This is a genomic window from Alteromonas antoniana (genome assembly GCF_019249295.1).
Taxonomy (GTDB): Bacteria; Pseudomonadota; Gammaproteobacteria; order Enterobacterales; family Alteromonadaceae; genus Alteromonas; species Alteromonas antoniana.
Genome location: NZ_JAESDH010000026.1, coordinates 1 through 22,082, shown reverse-complemented (window position 1 = coordinate 22,082; position 22,082 = coordinate 1). Strand labels below are relative to the sequence as shown.

At 41.4% G+C, this 22,082-nt stretch carries 13 protein-coding genes and 1 tRNA gene; 7 read left to right on the top strand and 7 right to left on the bottom strand.

Annotation, left to right across the window (positions count from 1 at the left end; genetic code table 11):
• Positions 1–27: 27 nt before the first annotated feature.
• Both JKP77_RS18125 and JKP77_RS18120 read right to left on the bottom strand, forming a co-directional pair.
• Positions 28–2,628, bottom strand: coding sequence for a sensor domain-containing diguanylate cyclase (locus JKP77_RS18125; RefSeq protein ID WP_218312580.1), 2,601 nt, complete (start codon positions 2,626–2,628; stop codon positions 28–30).
• A gap of 111 nt (positions 2,629–2,739) precedes the next feature.
• Complete coding sequence (locus tag JKP77_RS18120) at positions 2,740–3,147, bottom strand: c-type cytochrome (RefSeq protein ID WP_338024890.1); 408 nt, start codon at positions 3,145–3,147, stop codon at positions 2,740–2,742.
• 259 nt (positions 3,148–3,406) lie between these two features.
• Here JKP77_RS18120 and JKP77_RS18115 point away from each other — a divergent pair.
• The 7 genes from JKP77_RS18115 (at position 3,407) to JKP77_RS18085 (ending at position 15,309) form a co-directional block, all read left to right on the top strand.
• Positions 3,407–3,483 (top strand) — tRNA-Arg (locus tag JKP77_RS18115).
• A 223-nt stretch (positions 3,484–3,706) separates the two neighbouring features.
• Positions 3,707–4,486 carry a hypothetical protein gene (locus JKP77_RS18110; protein WP_218312579.1) on the top strand — a complete coding sequence of 260 codons (780 nt, stop codon included), beginning with the start codon at positions 3,707–3,709 and terminating at the stop codon, positions 4,484–4,486.
• 69 nt (positions 4,487–4,555) lie between these two features.
• Entirely contained in the window at positions 4,556–6,142 is a 1,587-nt protein-coding gene (dptF, locus tag JKP77_RS18105; RefSeq protein ID WP_218312578.1) for a DNA phosphorothioation-dependent restriction protein DptF, read from the top strand.
• Positions 6,143–6,146: 4 nt separating this feature from the next.
• On the top strand, positions 6,147–7,454 hold the full coding sequence (gene dptG, locus JKP77_RS18100) for a DNA phosphorothioation-dependent restriction protein DptG (protein WP_218312577.1): 1,308 nt from the start codon (positions 6,147–6,149) through the stop codon (positions 7,452–7,454).
• A complete protein-coding gene (gene dptH, locus JKP77_RS18095) occupies positions 7,435–12,534 on the top strand; it encodes a DNA phosphorothioation-dependent restriction protein DptH (protein WP_218312576.1) in 5,100 nt (1,699 codons plus the stop codon). Before dptG ends, dptH begins: the two co-directional genes overlap by 20 nt.
• A complete protein-coding gene (locus JKP77_RS18090; RefSeq protein ID WP_218312575.1) occupies positions 12,531–13,727 on the top strand; it encodes a DUF262 domain-containing protein in 1,197 nt (398 codons plus the stop codon). Before dptH ends, JKP77_RS18090 begins: the two co-directional genes overlap by 4 nt.
• Positions 13,720–15,309, top strand: coding sequence for an ATP-dependent nuclease (locus JKP77_RS18085; protein ID WP_218312574.1), 1,590 nt, complete (start codon positions 13,720–13,722; stop codon positions 15,307–15,309). Before JKP77_RS18090 ends, JKP77_RS18085 begins: the two co-directional genes overlap by 8 nt.
• 37 nt (positions 15,310–15,346) lie before the next feature.
• Here JKP77_RS18085 and dndE read toward each other — a convergent pair whose 3' ends face one another.
• From dndE to JKP77_RS18060, 5 genes are all read right to left on the bottom strand, one after another.
• Positions 15,347–15,703 carry a DNA sulfur modification protein DndE gene (gene dndE / locus JKP77_RS18080; RefSeq protein ID WP_218312573.1) on the bottom strand — a complete coding sequence of 119 codons (357 nt, stop codon included), beginning with the start codon at positions 15,701–15,703 and terminating at the stop codon, positions 15,347–15,349.
• A complete protein-coding gene (gene dndD, locus JKP77_RS18075) occupies positions 15,703–17,697 on the bottom strand; it encodes a DNA sulfur modification protein DndD (protein WP_218312572.1) in 1,995 nt (664 codons plus the stop codon). Before dndD ends, dndE begins: the two co-directional genes overlap by 1 nt.
• Positions 17,694–19,319, bottom strand: coding sequence for a DNA phosphorothioation system sulfurtransferase DndC (locus tag JKP77_RS18070; RefSeq protein WP_218312571.1), 1,626 nt, complete (start codon positions 19,317–19,319; stop codon positions 17,694–17,696). Before JKP77_RS18070 ends, dndD begins: the two co-directional genes overlap by 4 nt.
• A complete protein-coding gene (gene dndB / locus JKP77_RS18065; protein ID WP_218312570.1) occupies positions 19,316–20,401 on the bottom strand; it encodes a DNA sulfur modification protein DndB in 1,086 nt (361 codons plus the stop codon). Before dndB ends, JKP77_RS18070 begins: the two co-directional genes overlap by 4 nt.
• Before the next feature lie 200 nt (positions 20,402–20,601).
• Positions 20,602–21,924 carry a DNA phosphorothioation-associated putative methyltransferase gene (locus tag JKP77_RS18060; protein ID WP_338024894.1) on the bottom strand — a complete coding sequence of 441 codons (1,323 nt, stop codon included), beginning with the start codon at positions 21,922–21,924 and terminating at the stop codon, positions 20,602–20,604.
• Between the last annotated feature and the right edge of the window lie 158 nt (positions 21,925–22,082).

The window sequence follows — 22,082 nt, the reverse complement described above, 5'->3', positions numbered from 1 at the left end:
CCGCGTCAGCCGTAACAGCCGGGCGCGTTATCCGGCCAGTTGCTTAATATCCAGCGGACGCGCCTCGCTTAACACCCGGCCCTGTGCGTAATTGCAGTCAATTTCCGTCAGCGCTTCTAACTGCGCGCGGGCATCCACACCTTCGGCTATCACCTTAAAGCGCAAATGCTCGGATATCAGCATGACAGACTGGATAAGCTTCAGATTGCGCTGCGAGCGGGGAAGTGATTTCACAAAGCGGTGATCAATCTTAATAAAGTCGAAGGGATAGGCGAACAGGTAGCTTAGTGAGGCCAGACCGCTACCGAAGTTATCCAGTACCAGTGTGATCCCGGCACGTTTTAGTTTCTTAATGGCTGGCAAAATATACTGAGAGCGACGGTTTAAGTCGTTCTCATCAAACTCAAACACCAGCTCATTGGCCGAAATACCTGAATCGTCAATAATGCGGATAATTTTATTAACCAGCGACGACTGCAACAGGTGATTAATTGATACGTTAACCGCAATGTGACTGGGTTTGTCACTGTCGCTGCGCCAGCTGTTTAGCAGGTCGCAGGCTTTACGCAGCTGGAATAAATCTAAATCTAATGTCAGGCCGCCCTGTTCGGCCACCTGTCTGAACTGCTCACGGGCTACCTTGCCGTACGTCGGATGCTCCCAGCGCACGTACATTTCATGATACAGCGCTTCGTCGGTGCGCAGGTCAATCACCGGCTGCAAATAGCACTCAAACTCTTCTTCACGCAGTGCCCGGCGGAACTCGTTTTCCAGCTCCAGCTCTTCCAGCAGGCGATCGCGCATGCTTTTATCAAACATCACAAAGCGGCCACGGCCCAGCGTTTTGGCCTGATACATTGCCGCATCGGCATCGCGCAGCACTTCATCAGCACAGCGATAATAACCTTCAAGGTGAGCAATACCGATACTGGCACCGGAGTACATTTCTTTGCCTTCCAGCACGAACGGCTCGGAAATACATTCAATAATTCGCGAGGCAACATCTTCAACGTCAGCTACGTCTTCAAAGTTATCCAGCAGCACCACAAATTCATCACCACCCAGGCGAGCCAGTAAATCATGGCCGCGAATACACAGTGATATGCGCTTAGACACTTCTACCAGAAACTCATCACCGGCAAAGTGACCCAGGGTGTCGTTAATGACTTTAAAGCGGTCCAGGTCGATAAACAGCACCGCAAACAGGTTTTCCGGATAGCGCTGCTTGTTCGCAATAGCCAGCTCGAGGCGGCTGGTAAACATGGCGCGATTGGGTAAGTCAGTCAGTGAATCGTGATGCGCATCGTGAATAAGCTTCAGCTCAATTTCTTTTCTTTCTTCAATTTGCTGCTTTAGGAACTGATTGGCTTTATCCAGCTCGGTGGTGCGCTCTTTCACGCGCTCTTCCAGCTCAACATTGTAACGCTGAATGGCTTCTGTGCTGCGTTTACGCTCCATGGCTACTGCAATGTGATGCGACACAAAGCGCAGCAGCTCCAGATCCCGTGCGGTATATTTGGCGTGTTTACCGTAAGTTTGTACGGCAATAACACCGGAAATCTCGCCATCGACAACCAGCGGCGAGCCCAGCCACGAGTTAGCGCTGTTAAGCATATTCTGAGCAACCGACACATCCAGCTCGCCGGCTTCCGCCAGCTCTAATACGCGGGGCGGATTAATCAGTTCGGCTTGTCCGGTGCGAAGTACAAATTCGGTCAGCCCTAAACCCAGCGGACGCTTCTGTGCTTTGTCGTCCTGCGAGTCACTGAAATAAGGAAACTCCAGATTCTCGCGGGCGTCGTCAAGAATGGCGATAAAACAGTTGGGTGCGCTGATAAGCCGGGCAAGGATATCGTGAAGGCTTGAGTAGAAAATACTCATATCGCCTTCCAGGTTTGCTGCCAGCTCGGAAATCTCAAACAGTGCCTGTTGCAGCGACTCTACCTTCTGACGCTCGAGGATCTCTTCCTGTAAATCGTCATTAATCTTGCGCAACTGTCGGGTACGCTCACGAATGGTGCGCTCGGTAAGTTCGCGGCTTTTCACCCGGTCTACCGTGGTAACGATATGCTGCGAAACGAACAACAGGACTTCTAAGTCTTCGTGGGTGTAAGACACTTCTTCGTCGTAAGTTTGCACCACCATGGCGCCAATAACCTGGGTGCCGCGCTTAAGGGGCACACCCAATAACTGATGAGGCTGAGAGCCGAACAGCTGCACGGCGGTGGACTTCTGAAAGTCCAGCTCTTCCTCTTTTTTGAAGAAAATATGATTACCGGTACGAAGAATGTGACCGGTGATGCCATCCATGATCTGCTCAACCGGCACCTGCTTAACCGTTTGCTCATCAAACTCGTCGACAAAGTACGCAAAATCAATCAGGTTGGCGTCGCGTTCGTAAAACGCAACGAAGAAATTATCCGCATTCATAAAGTCGGCGATAATTTCATGAATGGCTGAGTAAAGGCGGTTAAGGTGGCTAACTGAACTGGCCAGTTCGGAAATGTCAAAAAGCGCCTTCTGAACACGTTCAGCGCGCTTATATTTATCAGTGAGTTGTTGCAGCTGAGGAATGAGCTCGCGTAACTCTTCTTCCGATAGCTCTAGCTGCGTTGAATCTGATGACATTCCGGTAGCCAATTAGAATAATAATAGTAGATGACTGTTAATCCACTAAAGCTACCTGATTTGATGCAAAAACGCTACTTTTTGCATCAATTAGGACAACAAAGAAGGGAATTAGATCCCTTCAATCATGTATTCAATTGCGGCTTTTATGTCGTCATCGCTACACGTGCCACAGGTTCCCATAGGCGGCATGGCATTGAAACCGTCAAGTGCGTGTTGCCAGATACCATCCAGGCCACGTTCGTCCAGACGAGGCTGCCAGTCAGCCGCTACGTGAACTTTTGGCGCGCCCAGTACGCCCGAGCCATGACAAGCCACACACGCCTGATTGTAAATATCTTCACCTGACTTTGCACCGCCACCACCGGCAGCAGCACTTTCTGTAGCTGCACCTGCAACGTGTACTTCGCCAACCGGCTTAATACGCTCGGCAATGGCATCATCAGACATTTCCTGCGCCTGAACTGCGAATACGGTCAGTGCCGTAGCCATCATTGTTAACCAGGTTTTCACTTTCACATCTGTCTCCAGGCAATCTTGAGAATTCGTTAGCAGGCCAGATTATAACGGTAAATCTGTTGTGGACAACTCTTTGCGGCCAAATACCTGCAAAAAGTAAGGGTTATAATTCATACAGCTACCGTAAAATTTAACGTTACGCCACAAATCAGTTGAAGGTAACTGGCTGCATCAGTATCATTACGCGGCTCGACGTGACTGGTATTAATACCAAACATTACGAAAGCTTAATGCGTAATGCCATCACACGTCACACTACGCACCCGTAGCTCAGCTGGATAGAGCGTTGCCCTCCGGAGGCAAAGGTCAGAGGTTCGAATCCTCTCGGGTGCGCCAGATACGAAAAAGCCGACTTCATGTCGGTTTTTTTATCTGTTGTGGTACTTCGAAGTGAAGCCCCTACTTCTTTTCATAAACTATCTAGCACGAATGTTTTATAAACCTTTCGATATTTAGCTGCGGTAGATAGATTCGCAATTCAAGTCTCCCGCCACTATCATTGGAACGATTGCAATTGAGATTAACAATATATTTTAATGCAAAAGGGAGGTCCAATGTCATGGATTACGACAAATACTTCAAGCCTTTACGAGCAATACATTCAGCAAATTTCAACACCTGCTTTTATTGTGGCTGCGATGCAACGGCACAAGACTACATTCCACCAATTAGCTTCATACATGAATACACCAACTCGAGGAGCGTAGCAGACTTTATTAAAGTACCAGCATGTAACGAGTGCTTTGATATGGTCAAATTTCAAAGAGGCTCCAACCTTGCAGAGCGCATTGATGCTGCAAAGCACGCAATAGCAAAAAAATACGCCAAAGCTATTAGAGTGTACGAAATGTGGAAGCTTTCAGAGCTGGAAGAAATGGACGAAAACTTTCAGTCTAGTCTCAAAGGCGGCTTAAGTTTGGGGGAAGAGGCTACAGAGCGACTAAACTTTAAAGGCTTTGATTATGAAGTCGATGGTGAAGTGAACCGAGTGGGCCCCAGTGAAACAAAAAAAATAAGTGTCTATGAACGTGAATTTCTAGACTTCAAAACAGCGCTAGATCACGCAAGCGAAACATCTAGAATTCCAAAGCATAAGCTGAGAGAACTCTATTACCAAAACGGGAGATCGTTTGAGAAAGCTATCAAATCGTTTCACGATATGCTTGAGAATGAAGAGTTTGAAAAACAGCTTAAGAAACTTTGTATAGAATTTTCAAAGAAGCATACTCAGAACTCAAAGTTTGTAATTCGAACAGTACGTAAGTTAATGAACGCTGATAAACAACTAACTATTAACGATGCTTTAGCAAAATTATATACTTTGTATGTAAAAACATAACGATAGGGCTTATTTTTTAAGCTATTTGAGTGTTAAGCTACTAAAAGTAAAATTTACAGGGAAATTTAGATGCGGCTTTTGGATGTACTGAGCGTATTGTCAAAATCTTCTCCATACGCAGTTTCTACAGAGCGAGAGGATTCAATATCTGAACAGTTGGATGCAGTAAAAAAGTATTTGTACATCGAGACTGAGATCCAGAGAGATTTTGAAAAGCAGTTAACATCCCTCTCCCCTGGTGACAAAAAAATCATTTTTCTGTGTGGAAGCAGTGGTGACGGGAAGTCTGAAATTCTTACTCAGTTTGGTGAGAAATTCGCAAACAAAGCTAAGTTCCACCTTGATGCAACTCATAGCTTTAACCCTGATTCTACAGCAATTACTACACTGGATGAGGTATTTGTAGAGTACGAAAATAGCAATAAAGCGTTAGTTGTAGGTATCAACGTAGGCATGATGGGAAACTATGCCGAAGAAGGAGCTAACACAGCTGTTTGCAACGCAATTAAAAAGTACCTAGACAGTAAGTACTCATCTCCAGGGCTAGTATTCCTAAATTTTGAAGATTATCCCAAATTTCAACTAACTAAAACCGGGCATTCATCTGATTTTGTTAAAGCTGTGCTAGTCCGTTTGACTCAGCAAGAAAACAATTTAATTCGACAATATTTTGATATAGAAAAAGCTAGTCACGATGGTAACAAGAAGCTTATTGCTAACTACCAGTTGCTTTCTTTACCTGAAGTTCAAGACCGGATTATAGATGTATTATTTAAAGCTAGGTTAATAAAGGACCAGTTTTTAACTGCAAGAACATTACTTGATTTTATTCACAACCTGCTATCTCCTGACGGTTATCTTTTTGACAATATGTTTAGTCAATCGGACAACGAGATCCTCTCGAAAATAACGGAATTTAACCCTGCGGATATTCGCACTGAAAATATAGACAAATTCATCCTTGGAACCAGCCTTGGCCTTTCTGATGAGCGATTTGACGAGTTTGCAACACTGATGTCAGCTGAATATGGGATAAGGAGATCTAAAAATCCCCACGCATATCTAAGGTTATTTTACCTCCTGAATAATGCCGAAATAGGAAACAACTATCATCAAGACTTCAAAGCTGATTTTGAAGAGCCTTTACTCGATCAATACGCTAAAGCTTGGAACCTTCACAGCAATTTTTCGGGTGATAAGGAAGATAGAAGACTACTCAAATCACTTTATAAAGATACTATTTTTGCATCAATACACGCTTACGTTAATAGAAACGCTAGATCTGTTGCAAAAGGTAAGTACCTCATCTCAATACATAATGACTACCAAATCATGAGTGAAATTGAGATGGAGCCTGACTTCGATGCCATTCAAGCTTCGGCTGTTAAAAGCTCCTCATTCTTTACTGCTTTTATGTCTGTAGAGGGAAAGCAAGTCGATATTCCAGTGAATATTAACCTCTTGACTATGATGAAGCGCATCATAAATGGCTACAGGCCAAACAAGCACGATAAAAATACAATAGTGCTTTTGGACGAGGTCGCGGATCACATAGCGCAGATCGCGAGTAAGAAAAATAAGCTTCTTATTGTGAAAGGAAATCAGAATATGAGTCTCAAGTTTGATGGTGATGAGATTGAAGTAAGTGGGATTTAATAGGATGTTCAGACTCAAAGCAGAGCTCAAGCCGCAAAATAATAAACTCACGTCGTTTTTTCCAATCAATACAAAGGATAGAAAAGGTATATTTGATTGGGATGTAGTTTTAGGTCACTTCGTAAAGTTCGCTTATAGAAAGAGCGTACCGCTAAATCAAGTGGATGAGTTTAAAGGCAAATGTAAAAGTGCATTTGAATCAAAGCTGGATGAAAAAGAGTTCTGGCATCATATAGAAAGCATGTACTTCAACGGAGACGAGCTTTACAAAATAAGTCCAGAATTGCTCCTCTTTAAAGCACAAGAACTTAAAGGAAGTTCAGCCAATAAAAGGTTAGGTGACTTGTTTCTTAACTTGCTTCAAGACTTTCACTTAACTAACTCTCCTGAATTAAGTTTAAACTTCTTGGAGAATGAAATAGTCCAGGTGTTCACTAACTTCGTTCAAAGCGGTCAGAGTGCAGGAACTATCACTGAAGCGGCGAAAGAGAGTCCATACCTTCCGTTCTTATCAGCAAATTTTACTCAAGACCTAGAGTTTCTGGCATCCAGGCCAAACTACTTCTTAGATACTGTAACTGATTTTTTGAAGTTATATGCCTTTCTCTACACTGCACAATTAACTCTTAATATCGATGAATGGAAAGGGGGAGAGCCTTCTCCCAAGCCTTGTTTTTTTATTCTCGATACCGAAAAAGCCTCAGATGAACGTACTTTCGTAAAAAGCTTTGGTTATCGCCAATTGGCAAATAATTTCTCTAAAGTGTTTCCTTATCTTGCGATGAACGAAAGTCTACAAGACGCTGGCTCTAGAAAAGAGCCGATTTGGAAAGTCGCTCAATGCATTAAAGACACAGGTTCAACGCCCTTGCTGAGTGATTACGCACAAGAGTTTAAAAATGATCGTCAGTTAAAAACCAATATTGAAGAGTGTTCAGATGAGCTAGATGCGCTTTCCAATTTATTGCGGCTGTCTCACGACCAGTTTAAGCGTGGTGAGTCTCGTCATGAGATAAATATTCACTACTGTAGAGCAATAGAGTCTGAGCTATGTGGTCACTTTATTCAAAACCGCGGTAGAGCGGGTCGCGTTTTGGTTTTTAATCAAGATTATATTTTATTGCTGACAAATCTAGCTATTGGTAAGGATGAAAGGCTGAGGTTACACGAATTGATAACCAGGTTTGAGGCAAGGGGGGTTAACTTTGACAAACAGACGCAAAAGCTCTTGGTGAATTTCTATGAGCGAATAGGGAATGTTGAGCGAATGAGTGACAGCGGGGATGCAGTTTATGTCAGAAAAACAGTTTGAAGATTTTCTTGCCGAAAAATTAGTAAGTTGGGCCGCTGAGCATTTCTATAACGGCTATCGTTATCAGTTTCAGTCTCCAGATAAAGATAACAGTGAAAAGCTATTCAAATCACTATGTGCAATCAGCAATGGAAGCTTGAATATAAAAGACGTGGATATACCTTACGTTCAAGCCGGTGATTTTAAGGTACTCCTTGTCTTGCACAGTGAGGAAATCGGCAAAGGATTTGGTGAAAACTTCATATCTCATATTCGCGATGTAGTAGCTTCACAGCAGAAGGAAGTGAAGGATAGCTGCCTTCTTATTATCCATAATTCTATGTTAGATACGCTGATCAACTCTGCAGAAAACGTTGCACAGCCAGGTTGGGTATGGCACCCAAGCAAAATAAAAGAAGCGTTAGAAAGCGAGCTAGATCCAACTAACGAAAATAAGCTGGTATCTCAGTGTTTGCTCGATCACCGATTTGAACAAATAGAAGATGACGGTGCTACGATGTTTGGCTTTGAGGAGCTTTATCGCGCGCTAGTGGACGATGGTGAAATTAGCTTCCATGAGATAGGGTTACTCAATGACCCGGCTCTAAAAGATTGGGATGCCCCAAAGCAAATAGCCGCAAGATTAGAAAAAAACAAAGAGCTGTTTGAGAAGCTTGACTATATCACTCACAACTTTCCCACCAGCTTAGTAGACAAGCTGGGAGAAGAAGATTTCAGTCCTAAGTTTGTTAATGAACACTTTAGTGAAGAAGACCCTGAGGCATGGAAATATTCATTAGAATTCAGTGCTTGTGAGCAGGAGCAACAAAAGAATAGAGAAAATCTTCTTGAACTTGAGAAAGAGCATATTTCGGAAGGCACTTTGTATGTAAGGTCACAGGCTGAAACTAAAGCTGGTCGACGTACTAAGAATCTTATCTACTTATTACCAGAAGATAAGAATACTTTTGAAATAGAGTTCAGCTTCTTGGGCGGAAAGGTAGATAAAAAAGAATGTAGCATCATGATCACCAACCAGCCTGATGTTATCTTCTCACCACCTGACAATACGGGAGGCAAGCGCAGCCGGGTTTCGGTCAAAGGTAGTTATCTGGGTTCCTCTGTTTATTTTACTTTTCGAGTCAAGCGAGAGAAATCTGCTGAGACCCACCAGTTCAAGGTGTTGGTCCTGCGTGAAGGTGAGTTTTACATAGATGCTATTCAAAATGGCTTTCTTATTAATCCAAAACGTCAACAGGTAACTGTTCAAACAGATGATAATACGCTGCAGATAGCTGAGTTTGGCACTGAAGAAGAAGTACAAGAAAATGGCCAGGTATTTGAGAAAGACAACGTGGGCGTTATCGACTTTGAGAAGTTGGCCGCTGAATCAGACAGCGTTGAATTCCTAATCAAGGGCACTGAGACCCAACTAAAAATAAACATCGAAGGCGCAGTCGCTACAGACGTTATCAGCCTTCCCCTGATTTTTAATCAAGAACGTTTTTCAAAACTTTTTAGCGATGGTTATTTCGCTATATTGAACAATAGAAAAACAAAGATTCAACTCGATAACCATGAAATTGCACCCAAAGGTAAGCGGTTGACCTTACTCCAATGGGAACGCCAGATTGTCGATGAAGAGCTACTTTTTAAAGCCACGTCAGATACAGAAAGCTTTTTCATCAATGATATCGCTTCTGATTACCCTCAGCTAGTTTCTTGCTACGCGACGTACTTTGCTTACCTAGCTAATAATAAAACACTGCCAAGTTTGAGCGGGTGGGGGAACGACTACCGGGATTTGGTTAGTAAAGTTGTCGCAGCATACAACAACGCGTTAAGAAGTATTGAGTACGATACTTTGCTGACGAAAGCGCAAAAAAGACTGGTGAATATAGGCTTCGCTAATTTTAATAATGTAGAGTACTTAACGCCATTTCATCCAATGGTTTTGGCTTATCATTTGTACTTAGCTGAAAAAGTGGTAGCGGATGAATCAGCAAGTTTTAAAACGCTACCCAAAATCACTCTGTCCAGGCTTAATGCGCAGGGCTTACTCCCTTTTATCTATGAACCAAATAGCGAGTTTGCGTTTTGCCAGTATGAAACTGACAACCCTATGTGGTTAAAGTTAGTGCCTCACCAGGAAACTAGCTACGATTATGTGCAGAAGCTCGTCAGAGACAAAGTGACCGAATTTCGTGATGCTTTTTCCAGCTTATTTGAAAATGGAGAAAGTTCACAGATTATTGTCAATTCGATTAACAACGGAAAAAACCGCGAAGTATTTCTTGGTTTAGTCGATTTCATTAAAAGAAACAAAGATAAGTCCTGTCGAATCCACGTAAACCTTTACGATGATGAAATTGAGTACTGCGAATTCGATAAATTTTCAGATACAGCTAGCTATGATCAAATTAAAGCTGAATATGGGTTAAATAAAGGTAACGATAAAGATATCGCTGATGCAGTCATAGACATACTGCGAACGCGATTAACTTATAGTAAATTCAAAAATGAGAAGCTCGAAAACGGTATGTACAAACCGCATCAGTATGCGCATATCTCATTTTTTAAAAACAACGATAAAGTTCAATCACGCGACCGTAATGTTAATGAAGAACTCAGTGGGGTAGTAGCCGACGGTTTAATGGCAGGTGAGGCGTCTTCAAGTGAAGAGGATAGCTACTCTACGGCATTTGGTCTCAAGGGAATTGAACTTGACGACAAGCCGCACCTTCAAATAGCAGAGCGTTTAAACGGACTGATCAAACCTGCCCGCAAATCTGACGAGCAATACTCACGTTCTAAATCTACTGCACTAGTTGTGAGTGGTAAGTTCAGACAGCTTCTCAAATGTGCCTATGAAAGCTCTATTTGGACAACGATTATTGACCCGAAGGTCACATTAGACTTCTTCGATAGTGATAAAAATGTTGTGCTGATTCACTACTCGGATAACTACACGAACTCAGTGAATTACGACGCTATAACGGTTACAGAAGAGTCTAATCTCTATAAAAAAGTATTAGAGCGTGACCAAGGCGGGGTAATAGAAGAGTTTAATGCGTTTAATGGTGAATGGTTACTTAAAATGATCACCGCTAACGACAACGAACGCAAAGAGAAGCGAGGCATTATTGGAGCGTATAAGTTTGTAAATTGCTTACTTCATCGCTCGGATATCAGCTGGGTTCCGCTTTCTGTGGCTGAGATGCTTAGGGTCGCAGGGAATATTGGATTGAAGATGTCCGAAAGTGACTTCTCCAAGAGTAATATTGCAGGAACAATCAAAGGGGCTATATCCGATGATGTCTTGTTCGTGGGATTCAAAAACGACGCAATAGTGCTTCTGCCTTTAGAAGTGAAAACTGGCAAAAAGCAAACTCACAGTAAAGGCGTTGAACAAGCAAAAGAGCTCAAAAGATATTTGGAAGAGGATATATTAAAAGGCGATAGTCTCGCTGCACAGCTTTATCGCGGCCTGTTTATTCGACAGATTTTAATGCAAATCGATAAGTACAAGTTGTACAACCTCTATAGCGATAACTATTTCGATGAGCTTCTTAACCGAAGAGAATGGTGGCTACAGGGTCAATACGACATTGCGGACATTGCTGATTATCCTTCAGGCTTCCTGGTTTCACATGTCGAGAATGACACTTTTTTTGAGCCGGCATTTGAGCTGAAAAAAAATATTCTAAAAATAGAATTACCTATTAGCTACTTATCCAAATTTATTAAAACGCCTTTACTAGAGCTTTTCGAATTACAACCTGCAAAGCTTTGTCACGTAAGTAGTGAATACATATTAGGAAATACGACCTTGCTCATTGGTAAGCAGCTCGAATTTCCTAACGACAGGAATAACGAAGTTAGAGAACCAGACATCGGTTATGAAGATGATGTGCCACCAGAGTCGTCGGCAGAAAACGTTCCCATGGAAACGCCCCCAATAAAGGAAAACCTAAAAGTACTTATCGGTCACGATGTTCAAGATGAGCAGCCTGTTCTTTGGGAGCCTACTAATACTGCTAAGTTTATGAACACAAATTCAGGCATTATCGGCACGATGGGGACGGGGAAAACTCAATGCACTAAGTCTGTTGTTACTCAACTTTATCGTAACCAACACAACAATGTTGATAGTAAGTCTATTGGAATTCTCATTTTCGATTACAAGTCAGACTATGTAGATGATGAGTTCCTTAATGCTACAAACGGTAAAAAGTATAACTTATTTAGGCTTCCATATAATCCGCTCAGCCTTTTTGGCTCTACACCAATGCTGCCAGTACACACTGCTCGTGGTTTTTCAGAGACAATGGGAAAAGCTTTTAACTTGGGACAAAAGCAACAGTTAAGGTTAAGGCAGCTAATTTCTCAGGCTTACGATTTAGCAGGCATAAGCAAAGCAGATCCTTCAACTTGGACTAAGCCCGCTCCGACCCTCGCTGATGTGTGGGCATTATTCTTGGACAGCGACCCTGCTGAAGATTCACTGTATGCAGCACTAGAAAGTTTGTATGAACTAGAAGTATTCGAAACTGACGTGAATAAATGCACTAGTCTATATGAGCTTGTCGATGGAGTCACAGTAGTAGAATTAGCAGGGTACCCTGGCGAAATTCAGAGTTTAGTTGTGGCGCTAACACTAGACCTTTTCTACTCGCAAATGCAGAAGCAAGGAAAGCCGGAAGTTAATGGCGACTTTAGGCAAGTAACTAAACTGATATTGGTGGATGAGGCTGACAACTTCATGTCTCAAAACTTCCCAAGTTTGCGGAAAATTCTCAAGGAAGGGCGTGAATATGGTGTTGGCGTGATCCTATCCACTCAAGATATTACTCATTTCAAAACAGGCGACAATGATTACTCAACTTACATTTTAAGCTGGATTGTTCATCGTGTTTCTCAAATAAAAAACCAGGATATTAAGTCACTTTTTAATAAAGATGATAAGGCTGACCAAGAATATCTTATGAAGTCGATAAGAGAATTAGAAAAGCACCATAGTTTATATATTGATGGTAATAAGAAAATAACAAAAATTAAAGATAAGGCTTTTTGGGAATTGAATTTAGTGGAGTTGATGTGAAGATAAATATTTCAGAGCCCGATCTTGGAACGGTTGTAAGCAGAATTAATAAGAATGTAATTGATTTACAACCAGACTTTCAAAGAGGTGATGTTTGGGCAGTTTCAAAAAGAAAAAAACTTATAGACTCAATTTTAAGGGGGTGGCAAATACCTCCTATTCACGTGATTAGGCAAGATAAGTATTTTCATGAAGTTTTAGATGGCCAACAAAGGTTAAGAGCTATTCAAGGATTTTTCAATAATGAATTCCCTGTATCAGGCAATTTCGAGCCGATAGATGAAAAAGTTTCTAAACTAGATGGGTTACTATATAGTGAATTACCTGACAGCATAAAAAGAAGTGTAGAATTCTACTCTATTAGAATATTGGAAGTTTATGACTATCTGCCAGGAGAGACGGGTGAACTCTTCAATAGACTAAATCAATCATTAAATTTGACTGCAGCTGAAAAAAGAAATGCTCAAGTTGGCAAGACAAGGAAACAGATAAAGTCATTATCGGCAAGATTGGACACCTTTGGTCTTGATTCTAAATTTATCGGATTTTCAAACACTAGGCTGGCGCATGATGACCTTTTTGCACGGTTATGCATGTACTTGGAAAAAGGCGGAGTAAGAGCAAAGGTATCAGACTCGGAGCTTTACGAAAAATATAGAAGAGATGAATTGTTCGATGAGCAAACCGTAGCCGCTGTTGTGTTTTCTCTAGAGACTCTATCTGAAGTGAAAGAGAAGTTGTCAAAAGAGGACGTTTCAGTACACATAACAAAAGCTTCATTTTTCTCCTGGATTCTTTTTATCTCTGAAATGTATATGAAATCGGGTTGTGACTTAGATCCGAAAGTCTTAATTGATGCGTTTGTAAGTTTTGAAACATCTCGTTTTTCTTATAAAAATAATTTAGATGATTTTTCAAGATTTAGATCTAAAGATATAGAGATTACAAGTTTGTTTCCTTTGTTTTCTCTTTTCAATGAAAGGGCAAGTTCGAGAGTTATGACGACTAGCTCGCTCTTGATTAGAGATTGGTGCATTTCATTATTCTATAGTATTCAAAGTTTAGAAGTTAACTGTTTAGATGATCGCAGAAAACGTGAAGTTGGAGAAATTTTATTAACACTAAATGAAAATAAGCAGAGGCTGAAGCAAAAAGTCGAGACCATGGCAGAGTTGGGAGATGCTAATGGTTGATAGAAGAGCGAAGATTGCCGACAATTGGAATAATGTTAATAAAAGAAAGAAATATCGCTACGAAATAGAAAGCATAGAAATTATAGACAGTGAATACTCGGAAAATAAAGTAATCGATGTCAACTCTGGTTTGATTACTCTTTGCGGGCGAAATGGAGCAGGGAAGTCGAGCATACTACACTCTATATTTAGAACGCTGAAATCTCTTGATGAAGACGATTCATATCGTGATATTAAGTCGGTAGTTAATATAAGAGAAAAGTCAAGTGACGCTCTAATAACATACAATGAATATAGTGATGCTCGGGAAAATTGCTTTCTTTTGGATCCATCTTCGGAGTCTCTTCATGTAAGAAAAATGATAGCTTCTGATAGCACCTTTATAGAAGATTATGTGGAAAATGGCGAAGAAAGTGATATTTTAAATGAGTATATCGGCTACATTCAGAGAATATTATCTAAACAAATAACATCGGTTTCTGTGATCGAAGTTGAAGGCAAACTAGATGACACTGAGGTTCTTCCATTCTTCAAGGTTTTCAAAAAAGAAAATTGTTATTCGACGTTGCAGATGGGACAAGGTGAGCATAAGGTAATATATCTAGTTTGGAAGTTGTTAACCGCGCCAAAGAACTCTATTATATTGTTGGAAGAGCCTGAAGCATTCCTTTGTTCAAAGTCGCAAGAATATTTAATGGATTTTATTGCCTACGTAGCTCAGAAAAACTTTCTACATATTATCATGAGTACACATTCTGATTTAGTATTACAGAAACAAAATGTTAACTCTTGTTCCATTGTCAAGCAAAATCCAGATGAGAAAATAAGCCTAATCAGAGAGCATAAAAAATCTCAGTATTTAGATGCTTTAGGTTTAACTCCTCCCAAGAAAGGTGTATTTTTTGTCGAAGACAGGTTTGCTAAATTAGTACTTAAAGAAATTTTTTTAAACTATTCTCCGTCATATAGTTCTGAATTTTTTATTGACGTACTAAACGGCGAGTCGCATATCTTAGAAGTAGCAAAACACTATTGCTCTAAAAACATTGAGCAAATCGCAATTTTAGATGGTGACATGGTTGGTAAAGTTGATCATGCTAAGTATTTGCTTCCTATTCACTATTTACCCAATCGTTACTCTGAGCCACCAGAAAAAGAGGTTATAAAATTCATACTTGAAAATGTTGAGAGTTTTTCTGAGTATTTACCTAGAGATAAAAATGAATGTATTGCAGCAATACACAACGTCTTTGACAACTATCATGACTGGTTTGAAAATCTTGATGAGGAGCTTAAATTTGGTTCGATTAGTACGCTAGAAAATCTTTCCATTAAGTTTTGGTTGAATAACCATAGAGAAGAAATAAATTCTTTTCTATTCACTTTAGACAATTATGGTAGAAGGATTTCAGGGGTTTTGAAAAATTTAGGCGAAGATTATGTTGTGGACGTTTGTAATCAAAATTTGAAATTGTCCAACTCATGCCTAAAGAAGTTTAATATTGATGGGCTTTTAGACAGGCCAGTCGATTGTAAACTTTCTTATGCCGAACATTTTTTGAAAGTAGAGTTGCTTGCTTAACGAGTATGCTGCTCCTCAGTAAGAGCAGCTCTCTTTTCTAATCAATAACTTTATCAATTAATTTAGTCAAATTTTTAGCTACTCGAGTTGAAGAAATTCCACGTTCAACATGATAGGCCCATGCTGCTTGTAATTGGCGTTCATCTAGTGTTGCATACATTTTTTTTAAAAATAGCTCTGTTACAGCTTGGGTTTTACCAAGCCAAGTAATTTTATCTAGTGTAAGGCTACCGTCAGTTTTATAGTCACTCATTTGGTCAAAACGGTCACCACTTTCGATTGAACTAAAAAAGGCAATTCTTGCCGATATATTAGGTGTAACACCTGTCTGTGTTTTCAATTTTTTAAGTTGCTCTTCAGTATTTTTTGATAGCTGCATTCGATTAGGTAACATTACACAGCCTCCTTGTGATTTTCTTCTTGCCAGAAATATCCTTCGTTAAGCCTTGAACATCGGGCTTTCTCGTCAAAGTCAATTTCGTAAGAATGAGAAACTTTATCTGAGAGTAGGGTGTAGAACTCTTTGTCCACTTCGGTATCGGTAGAAAGTAAAATGACTTGCTCACCTGCTTCAGGGAAGTAGTGCGTAATCAGTTTATCCCTGTGTTTTGAATCGAGCCTGCCAAGTGGCGTGTCTACAACTACAGGTAAAACTTTGCCAGAAAGTTTGCCCAAAGCCTCAAGTATAGCGAAGGCAAATATTTGCTTTTCGCCGGCAGACAGTGACTTACGGTTTATCTCTATGCCATCCTTGTCTATTAGCGAAACATCGAAAGTCTTAGCGTCAATCCTTGCGCCTAATTTTAAGCCGCCTTTACGTGCAAGGCGACGGTAAGAGGTTGCAAATAATTCTTCAAGCTGTGCAACGCGCAAATGTGTTAAGCGTGTGGAAAAGTCGCTTAATGCGCTCTGTGCTGCGTTAACGCGTGTAACGGCTTTTACTACTGTTGCTTCGTTTTTTTGCTGGTTAAAGAGTTTTTCAAGACGTTTGGCAAACTCTAGTGCTTTTGCCATGTTATCTTTAGCAAGTAAAAGCTGTGATTTGTAGTCTTCTCTCGCTGTTTGAATCTTCTTATCAAAATCTCTTAAATTCTCGTACATTTTCGCAAGCTCTTGCTCATCAGGTGCTCGTTCAATATTGATCGAGAGAGAAGCTAGTTCTGTTTGGACCTTGTTTAAAGAATTCAAAAGAGAGCTTACGTTATCCTTTGCATATGTAGCGCTATCAACAGTGGCCTTTAGCCGATAAAAGTCAGAGTCAGAAATATCCAATAGAATCTCATTATCAGCTTCTGCCTTATGGCGGGTTAAGATGAATTCACCCAACAACCCAGATATGTCCCCTGGTTTTGCTCCAAATTTATTGGCTAAAGTTTTTGATAGCTCGCCAGAGATAGCGTCGAACTCTTGAGCAAAAGCTTGCTGTTTCTTTAATTGCCGTTCTAGCTCAAGTTGGCTAATCAAATTTGAGATGGCAGTGGGAGCCAGAGCGATAGGGAACGCACCATCGAGTTCCTGTAGAATAGCGCCGCTGAGCTGGTGTTCTTCTTTTACGAGCTGGTTGGCTCTGGCTTTCTCTTGGTTCTTAGTTTTAGCCCACGCTCCACCACGTTCTTGTAATTGAGCTTCAATTGCCTGAACGGACTTACGTAGCTCAGCAAGCCTAGGGCGGATTTGCTCTGCACTTTCTTGCGCTTGCTGTGCAGCCTTATAATGTTCGGCTTTCTCTTTTTCAAGCACGGTAATTTGGGCTAGAGACTTTTTGTCAATGGTGTCCTTGGTGGCTTGCTTTAAATAAATGTCTAAGTCATCAGTAAGACGATTAACAACATCGAGCCCCAGCAGCTTTTGAACGGCTTCTTTTAAATATGCACCAGTATCGTCCTCGGCAAGCTCTGCTATTTTTTCACCGTCAAAAAAGAACAAGTCACTTATCCCTGGCGGTATCATTTCAGAGAGTACAGCTTGAACTTGTTCGCCAGAGAGCACATCTAATCCTTCGTCGTTAAGCTTTAAAGAAAGGGTTTCTTTACCTGAGATATCCCATAGCCTGTCTACTACAAACGTATTGTGTTTACCCTTATGCGTGTGAGTAAACTCCAAACAGATGCTGGCAATTGGTGAATCATTCTCAGCCTTGGCTTTATTGTTGATTTGGGTAGCTAGATACTCGCTGTACTCTTTGGCTGATATGATACTGCCCACGGCTCGTTTACCCATCAGCAAAAGCCGGATAGCGGTTAGAATACTGGTTTTACCTGCGCCATTAAGTCCGCCGAATAAAACAATAGGCTTGGTGAACACTCCATCTTTGCGAGGTGCTAATTCAATATTATGTTCGCCATCAAAAACGCGAAAGTTATTTAGAGTAAGACGTTTAAAAATCATGAACTAGCCTCCTGTTCAATTGAGGCATTAATCATGTCTAATTCTTCCGTTAGGCTCTGTACTTCACGTGACTGGTCAATTTGCTTTTGTCGAGTGTCTTTGTTCTCTTTAATAATTGCCTCTGCTGACTCCCAGTCTTGTTGAATAAGACGACCAATTTTATTAAAAATACCTACGCGGCGCGTTAGGCCACTCATGGATACTTCTAAATCGATGAGCTTCTTCAGCATCTGTGGCGAGATATCGTGGTGTGGGGCAACCTCACTAAGCAAAGCTGACTCCTGCTGCGAGAATTGGTTTGTGTCGTCAACAGTCCAATCAAGATCAAATCCAAAGATGCCTCTAAAGATCACAGGAAGTTCATCGTCCCAATCTGGCTCGTTAGGATCGTTTAGCCACTCATGTCGGACAGCATATAACTCAGGGACAGTGATGAGCTCTAGGTCCTTTTGATAGGTTGAAAGCTTTTTCTGCGTTTTAAGCAGGAGCTTCAATGCTAATTTGCGGTATTTGAGCTTGTAAGGACCTGTGGTGTAATCGTCAGTTAATATCTTTTCACCATCTTCTCTAAGCGTTTTAAATGCTAGTCGACCGTCTCGGCGAATATGATTACGATATTTTTTCTTGAGCTTAGGCGAAGTGCTTCTAGAAAGAATATTCCTGAATTTTAGCAATGGAAGCATCCAGGTCTCACCATTTTGCACTAAGCTTTCCATCGCTCTATCTTTGGTTACGACCGTACATGTCCAACAGCCGAAGCGAGAGTTTCCGCAGGAAGGCGTTGTCTCATCTATTACCATAGGGCACTCGCCCTGACCGGAAGAGTCTTTATAAAGGTTCCAGAGTACTAAGTTTTTTCCACCCCACGGGGTTTCCCATTCAAGGTCGTATTTATCGAACCATTTATTTTTAATGCCATATGGTGTGTCATGTTGCTCTAGATGACAAAATCGAAGGATTTTCCATACATCATCCACAGCCCACATATCAATAGGCGTATAAATGAATGCATTAGAGAGAGTGGTGTGCTTTGCCAGATCTGAGCCGTCTATTTTATGCTTTGCTATAACTTGCGCTCTCGATGCGCTTTCTTGTGATCGCGAGCCTAATACAACAATTACTTCATCATATTGACTTATCTTATCAGTAATAAAAGAGCTGACTGGGTCAATCTTCATTCGCTCGGTACACCAACGGAAGTTACGCGTTGGTGCTGGGTAGCCCTTACCCAATAGATTTGCCCAAAAAGTATCATTCGTTTTGGGGACTACTTTATGTGAGGTTATTGGTAAATTATCCCGCTTTGCACCCTTTTGAATCGCCTCTAATGAGTTATTCACATGGTTTACAACGATTGGCGTTTCTACCAATGTATCGGAAGCTACCACAAATACATGCTTGTGACGCTCGTCAGGCTTCAAGCCGAGCAGTGCCAGATAAACAAGCACCATGACGGCTGATGAGTCTTTTCCACCACTATAACCAATAACCCAAGGGCGCTTGTCTTGAAGGTAGACGCGCTGCACGTTTGCCACGTATTCAGATAAGGCTTTTCCTGCAAAATCTTCCTGCTCGATGAAGTCTATATACTCATCGAGTTCGAACTGTTTGGCTAATGTCATGATGCTAGTAAGTCTTTTTCTTTGGTTAGCTCTTCCTCTTCTAAAGGAAGGCCCAGTTGGCGTTTAATTTCTACTGCAGTTAAAAAGATATTTGAGCCCGCTTTAGATAATTTACCGTGCATCATTGCACGTTTTATCCACTCACGATTTGACTTGCGCCAATCGATATTTTGCATTTTGGCGATCAGAGGCATGCGTTTTTCCTCTGTGAGCTCGAGTAGCTGGCAACCAACGTTGGCTATTGCTTGCAACGCAATGCCGTGAGCCGTTAAGTATTCTTGCCTGAACTCGCTTACAGCGAGCTTTTTATCCTGCACCAATTTCCATTCCGGCATATTATCATTTATGTCATTCCAAAACTGCAAAGCCAATTGTTTTTCTTCGTCCGAAATTTCCTCTTTTGGCCCTTTTTTGAGCAAGGCTCTGGTCGCATGTTTGATAGCACTTAACGCGAAAATTTTATTGCTCTTCACCGGGATACTACTTTTTTCCATTTCCGTGAAGCCAACGAATGGTTTTGCTGTATTTGCTAGATATTTCGCTACTCGAGCACCAGGGTCTCTGTCGTCATAAAGCGTTGATAGAGAAGATGATGGGCGGATTGCATGTTGATTTAAATCCGCAAACATTTGCTGGCTTCTACGTAGACCTTCGTCGATATAAAATACAATGGCTATATTGTCTTGACCGAGCTCAGGTTTGTGTTTTATCGCCTCTTCAATCGCTGCTCTGCGGTGCTGGCCATCATTAATTAAAATGCTCGCGTTCATCGACACTTTTAGCGTGCCAATGTTTGGGGCATTGTCCTGCTCAATGAATGAGACATCATTGCCAACTGACGCTGTTAGAGCGGAAAAAACATAATCGTCAGGGTTATCCACTAGATAGCGACTCATTTCCGGTATACGGGTTTTATTCAACGTACGCTGAGCTCTCAGCTCCGGCGGAACCTCTTCTTCGTCGTATATGAATATTTTAGGTATTATACGCAATGGACAGGTGGCGATATAAAAAGGGCGCCCTGCCTGAACGCCTCTCACTGCGGGAAAGGAGTAGCAGAAGTCGTTGTCTAATGTATTCATAATTAAAAAAAGCTAGGGTTGTTACGTAAAAATTTTACGTAAAAAATATGATATGTAAAGTTTGGTTTTTAAAAAATTACGTACTGGTTACGATCAGTTTTGATACTTCCAGTTTTCAAGTCCCAAGTGGCGCGCCACTTTATATTAGTTTGCCTAATAGCTTGAGTAGCTGAGAAATGTCTAGTTGGTAGGTCGCAATATTACTCAATGTAATCCTTTTTATTCTCTAGAAAGGTATCGTATTGGTCATCGACGTAGTCGAAGAAGTCCACATCTTGGTCAGCCATTTTAATTTTTACTCGTTCCTTTAATTTTGGCGTCTTAGCTTTTTCGAAATTCTCATAGCCAAGCAGTGTCAGCTTACCAGAACTGATATGCACCTTTATAAGCTGGATGTCCTCCAACTCCCCATAAAGCTGCAAAGCTGAACTTACATAAACGCGTAAAAGTGGCGATAACAAGTCAATGTACTTTTTATGGAAGGTAAGTGAATGAGGCCGTCCAAGCTCCTCCGTTAACACGCTCTTAGGCAAGTAACTATTTGCAGCAAGGCACTCTTTTTCTATTTCCTCAACATCTGCTATTTGGTAAAGAAGTTCTGTCGCCTGGGCTTGTGCGCTTTTGTTTGTATCAAAGAATACTTTTATATCGCGCTTTGTTTGCTCTGGCTGATACTTATAAGGCTTTCGTTTGCCAAATAGGCCTACTGCGAAATATACAAGCAGATCTTCCCGCCGCATTTGTTGCGCTAACTTGAACTCATCTGAGCCATAGAAAGATAGGCATAGCCGAAATGCCTTTTTCATTGTGCCGACCAGCTCAAGCAACTCCTCTGCCTGGTCAAATTCCTCTTTAGTTGGGCAGCGGGCTAGCAATAGACATGTTTTCCAGAAGGTTTCTAACAGCTCATTATGTTTAGTGAATAACAGCTGAGTTTTTGCCTCTCTAACATCAATGGGCTGAGATTTATGCTCCCAGTTATGTTTTCTCTTATGACGACTCTGTAGAAAGTCTTGTTCTAGATATTTATCTTTGAAAACAAAATAAATGCCTGGCGCAACGGCGATGGCCGACTCATCGAGGCTTAACTCGATGAACATTTTTAGCTCACTTTGGTTATAGTACTTCTGAAACGTTTTGCGGCTAGTGATTATTCCATCTTTATAGGGTGTAAAGCGTTCCAGATAGCTCTCGTTAGCCAGCATGGCAGAAACTACGAGTAGCTTTTCAGTAAGCTCCCAGGCACCCTGAATTGCTTCCATACGCTCGTTTCGGTCTTCTATCACATTAATCACAAAGCCCAGATTAACTAGATCTGCGTTTACTTTTTCGGCGTCCGGTAAGAAATTTGGATCCCAACCGAGTGCATCAAGTCCATGTGCCTCAAGCTCTCTGAGATCATCACCTCTTCCACAGCCATAATCGAATATAGAGTATTGCCCTTCGAGAAATCCATGCTTCGCTAAAACTTTCATAGGCGCGGATAACTCATATCGAACAATGGCAGTTTTATCCCTCTCGATTTTCTCTGCATCCGAATTAGCTAGCAGTGCTGAATTTCTAAATAATCTACCGTCTACTAGCTCGTAGCCATGTTTATTAATGAGGGGTTCTACCCCGTTTTCACGGACGGTTTGATAAAGACGTAAACTTGTTGTCCTGATTCGCTAGTCTACGTCGC

Coding starts and splice junctions, on each gene's coding strand:
- JKP77_RS18125 (WP_218312580.1), bottom strand. CDS start 2,628: ATGTCATCAGATTCAACGCAGCTAGAGCTATCGGAAGAAGAGTTACGC.
- JKP77_RS18110 (WP_218312579.1), top strand. CDS start 3,707: ATGGATTACGACAAATACTTCAAGCCTTTACGAGCAATACATTCAGCA.
- dptF (WP_218312578.1), top strand. CDS start 4,556: ATGCGGCTTTTGGATGTACTGAGCGTATTGTCAAAATCTTCTCCATAC.
- dptG (WP_218312577.1), top strand. CDS start 6,147: ATGTTCAGACTCAAAGCAGAGCTCAAGCCGCAAAATAATAAACTCACG.
- dptH (WP_218312576.1), top strand. CDS start 7,435: ATGTCAGAAAAACAGTTTGAAGATTTTCTTGCCGAAAAATTAGTAAGT.
- JKP77_RS18085 (WP_218312574.1), top strand. CDS start 13,720: ATGGTTGATAGAAGAGCGAAGATTGCCGACAATTGGAATAATGTTAAT.
- dndE (WP_218312573.1), bottom strand. CDS start 15,703: ATGTTACCTAATCGAATGCAGCTATCAAAAAATACTGAAGAGCAACTT.
- dndD (WP_218312572.1), bottom strand. CDS start 17,697: ATGATTTTTAAACGTCTTACTCTAAATAACTTTCGCGTTTTTGATGGC.
- JKP77_RS18070 (WP_218312571.1), bottom strand. CDS start 19,319: ATGACATTAGCCAAACAGTTCGAACTCGATGAGTATATAGACTTCATC.
- dndB (WP_218312570.1), bottom strand. CDS start 20,401: ATGAATACATTAGACAACGACTTCTGCTACTCCTTTCCCGCAGTGAGA.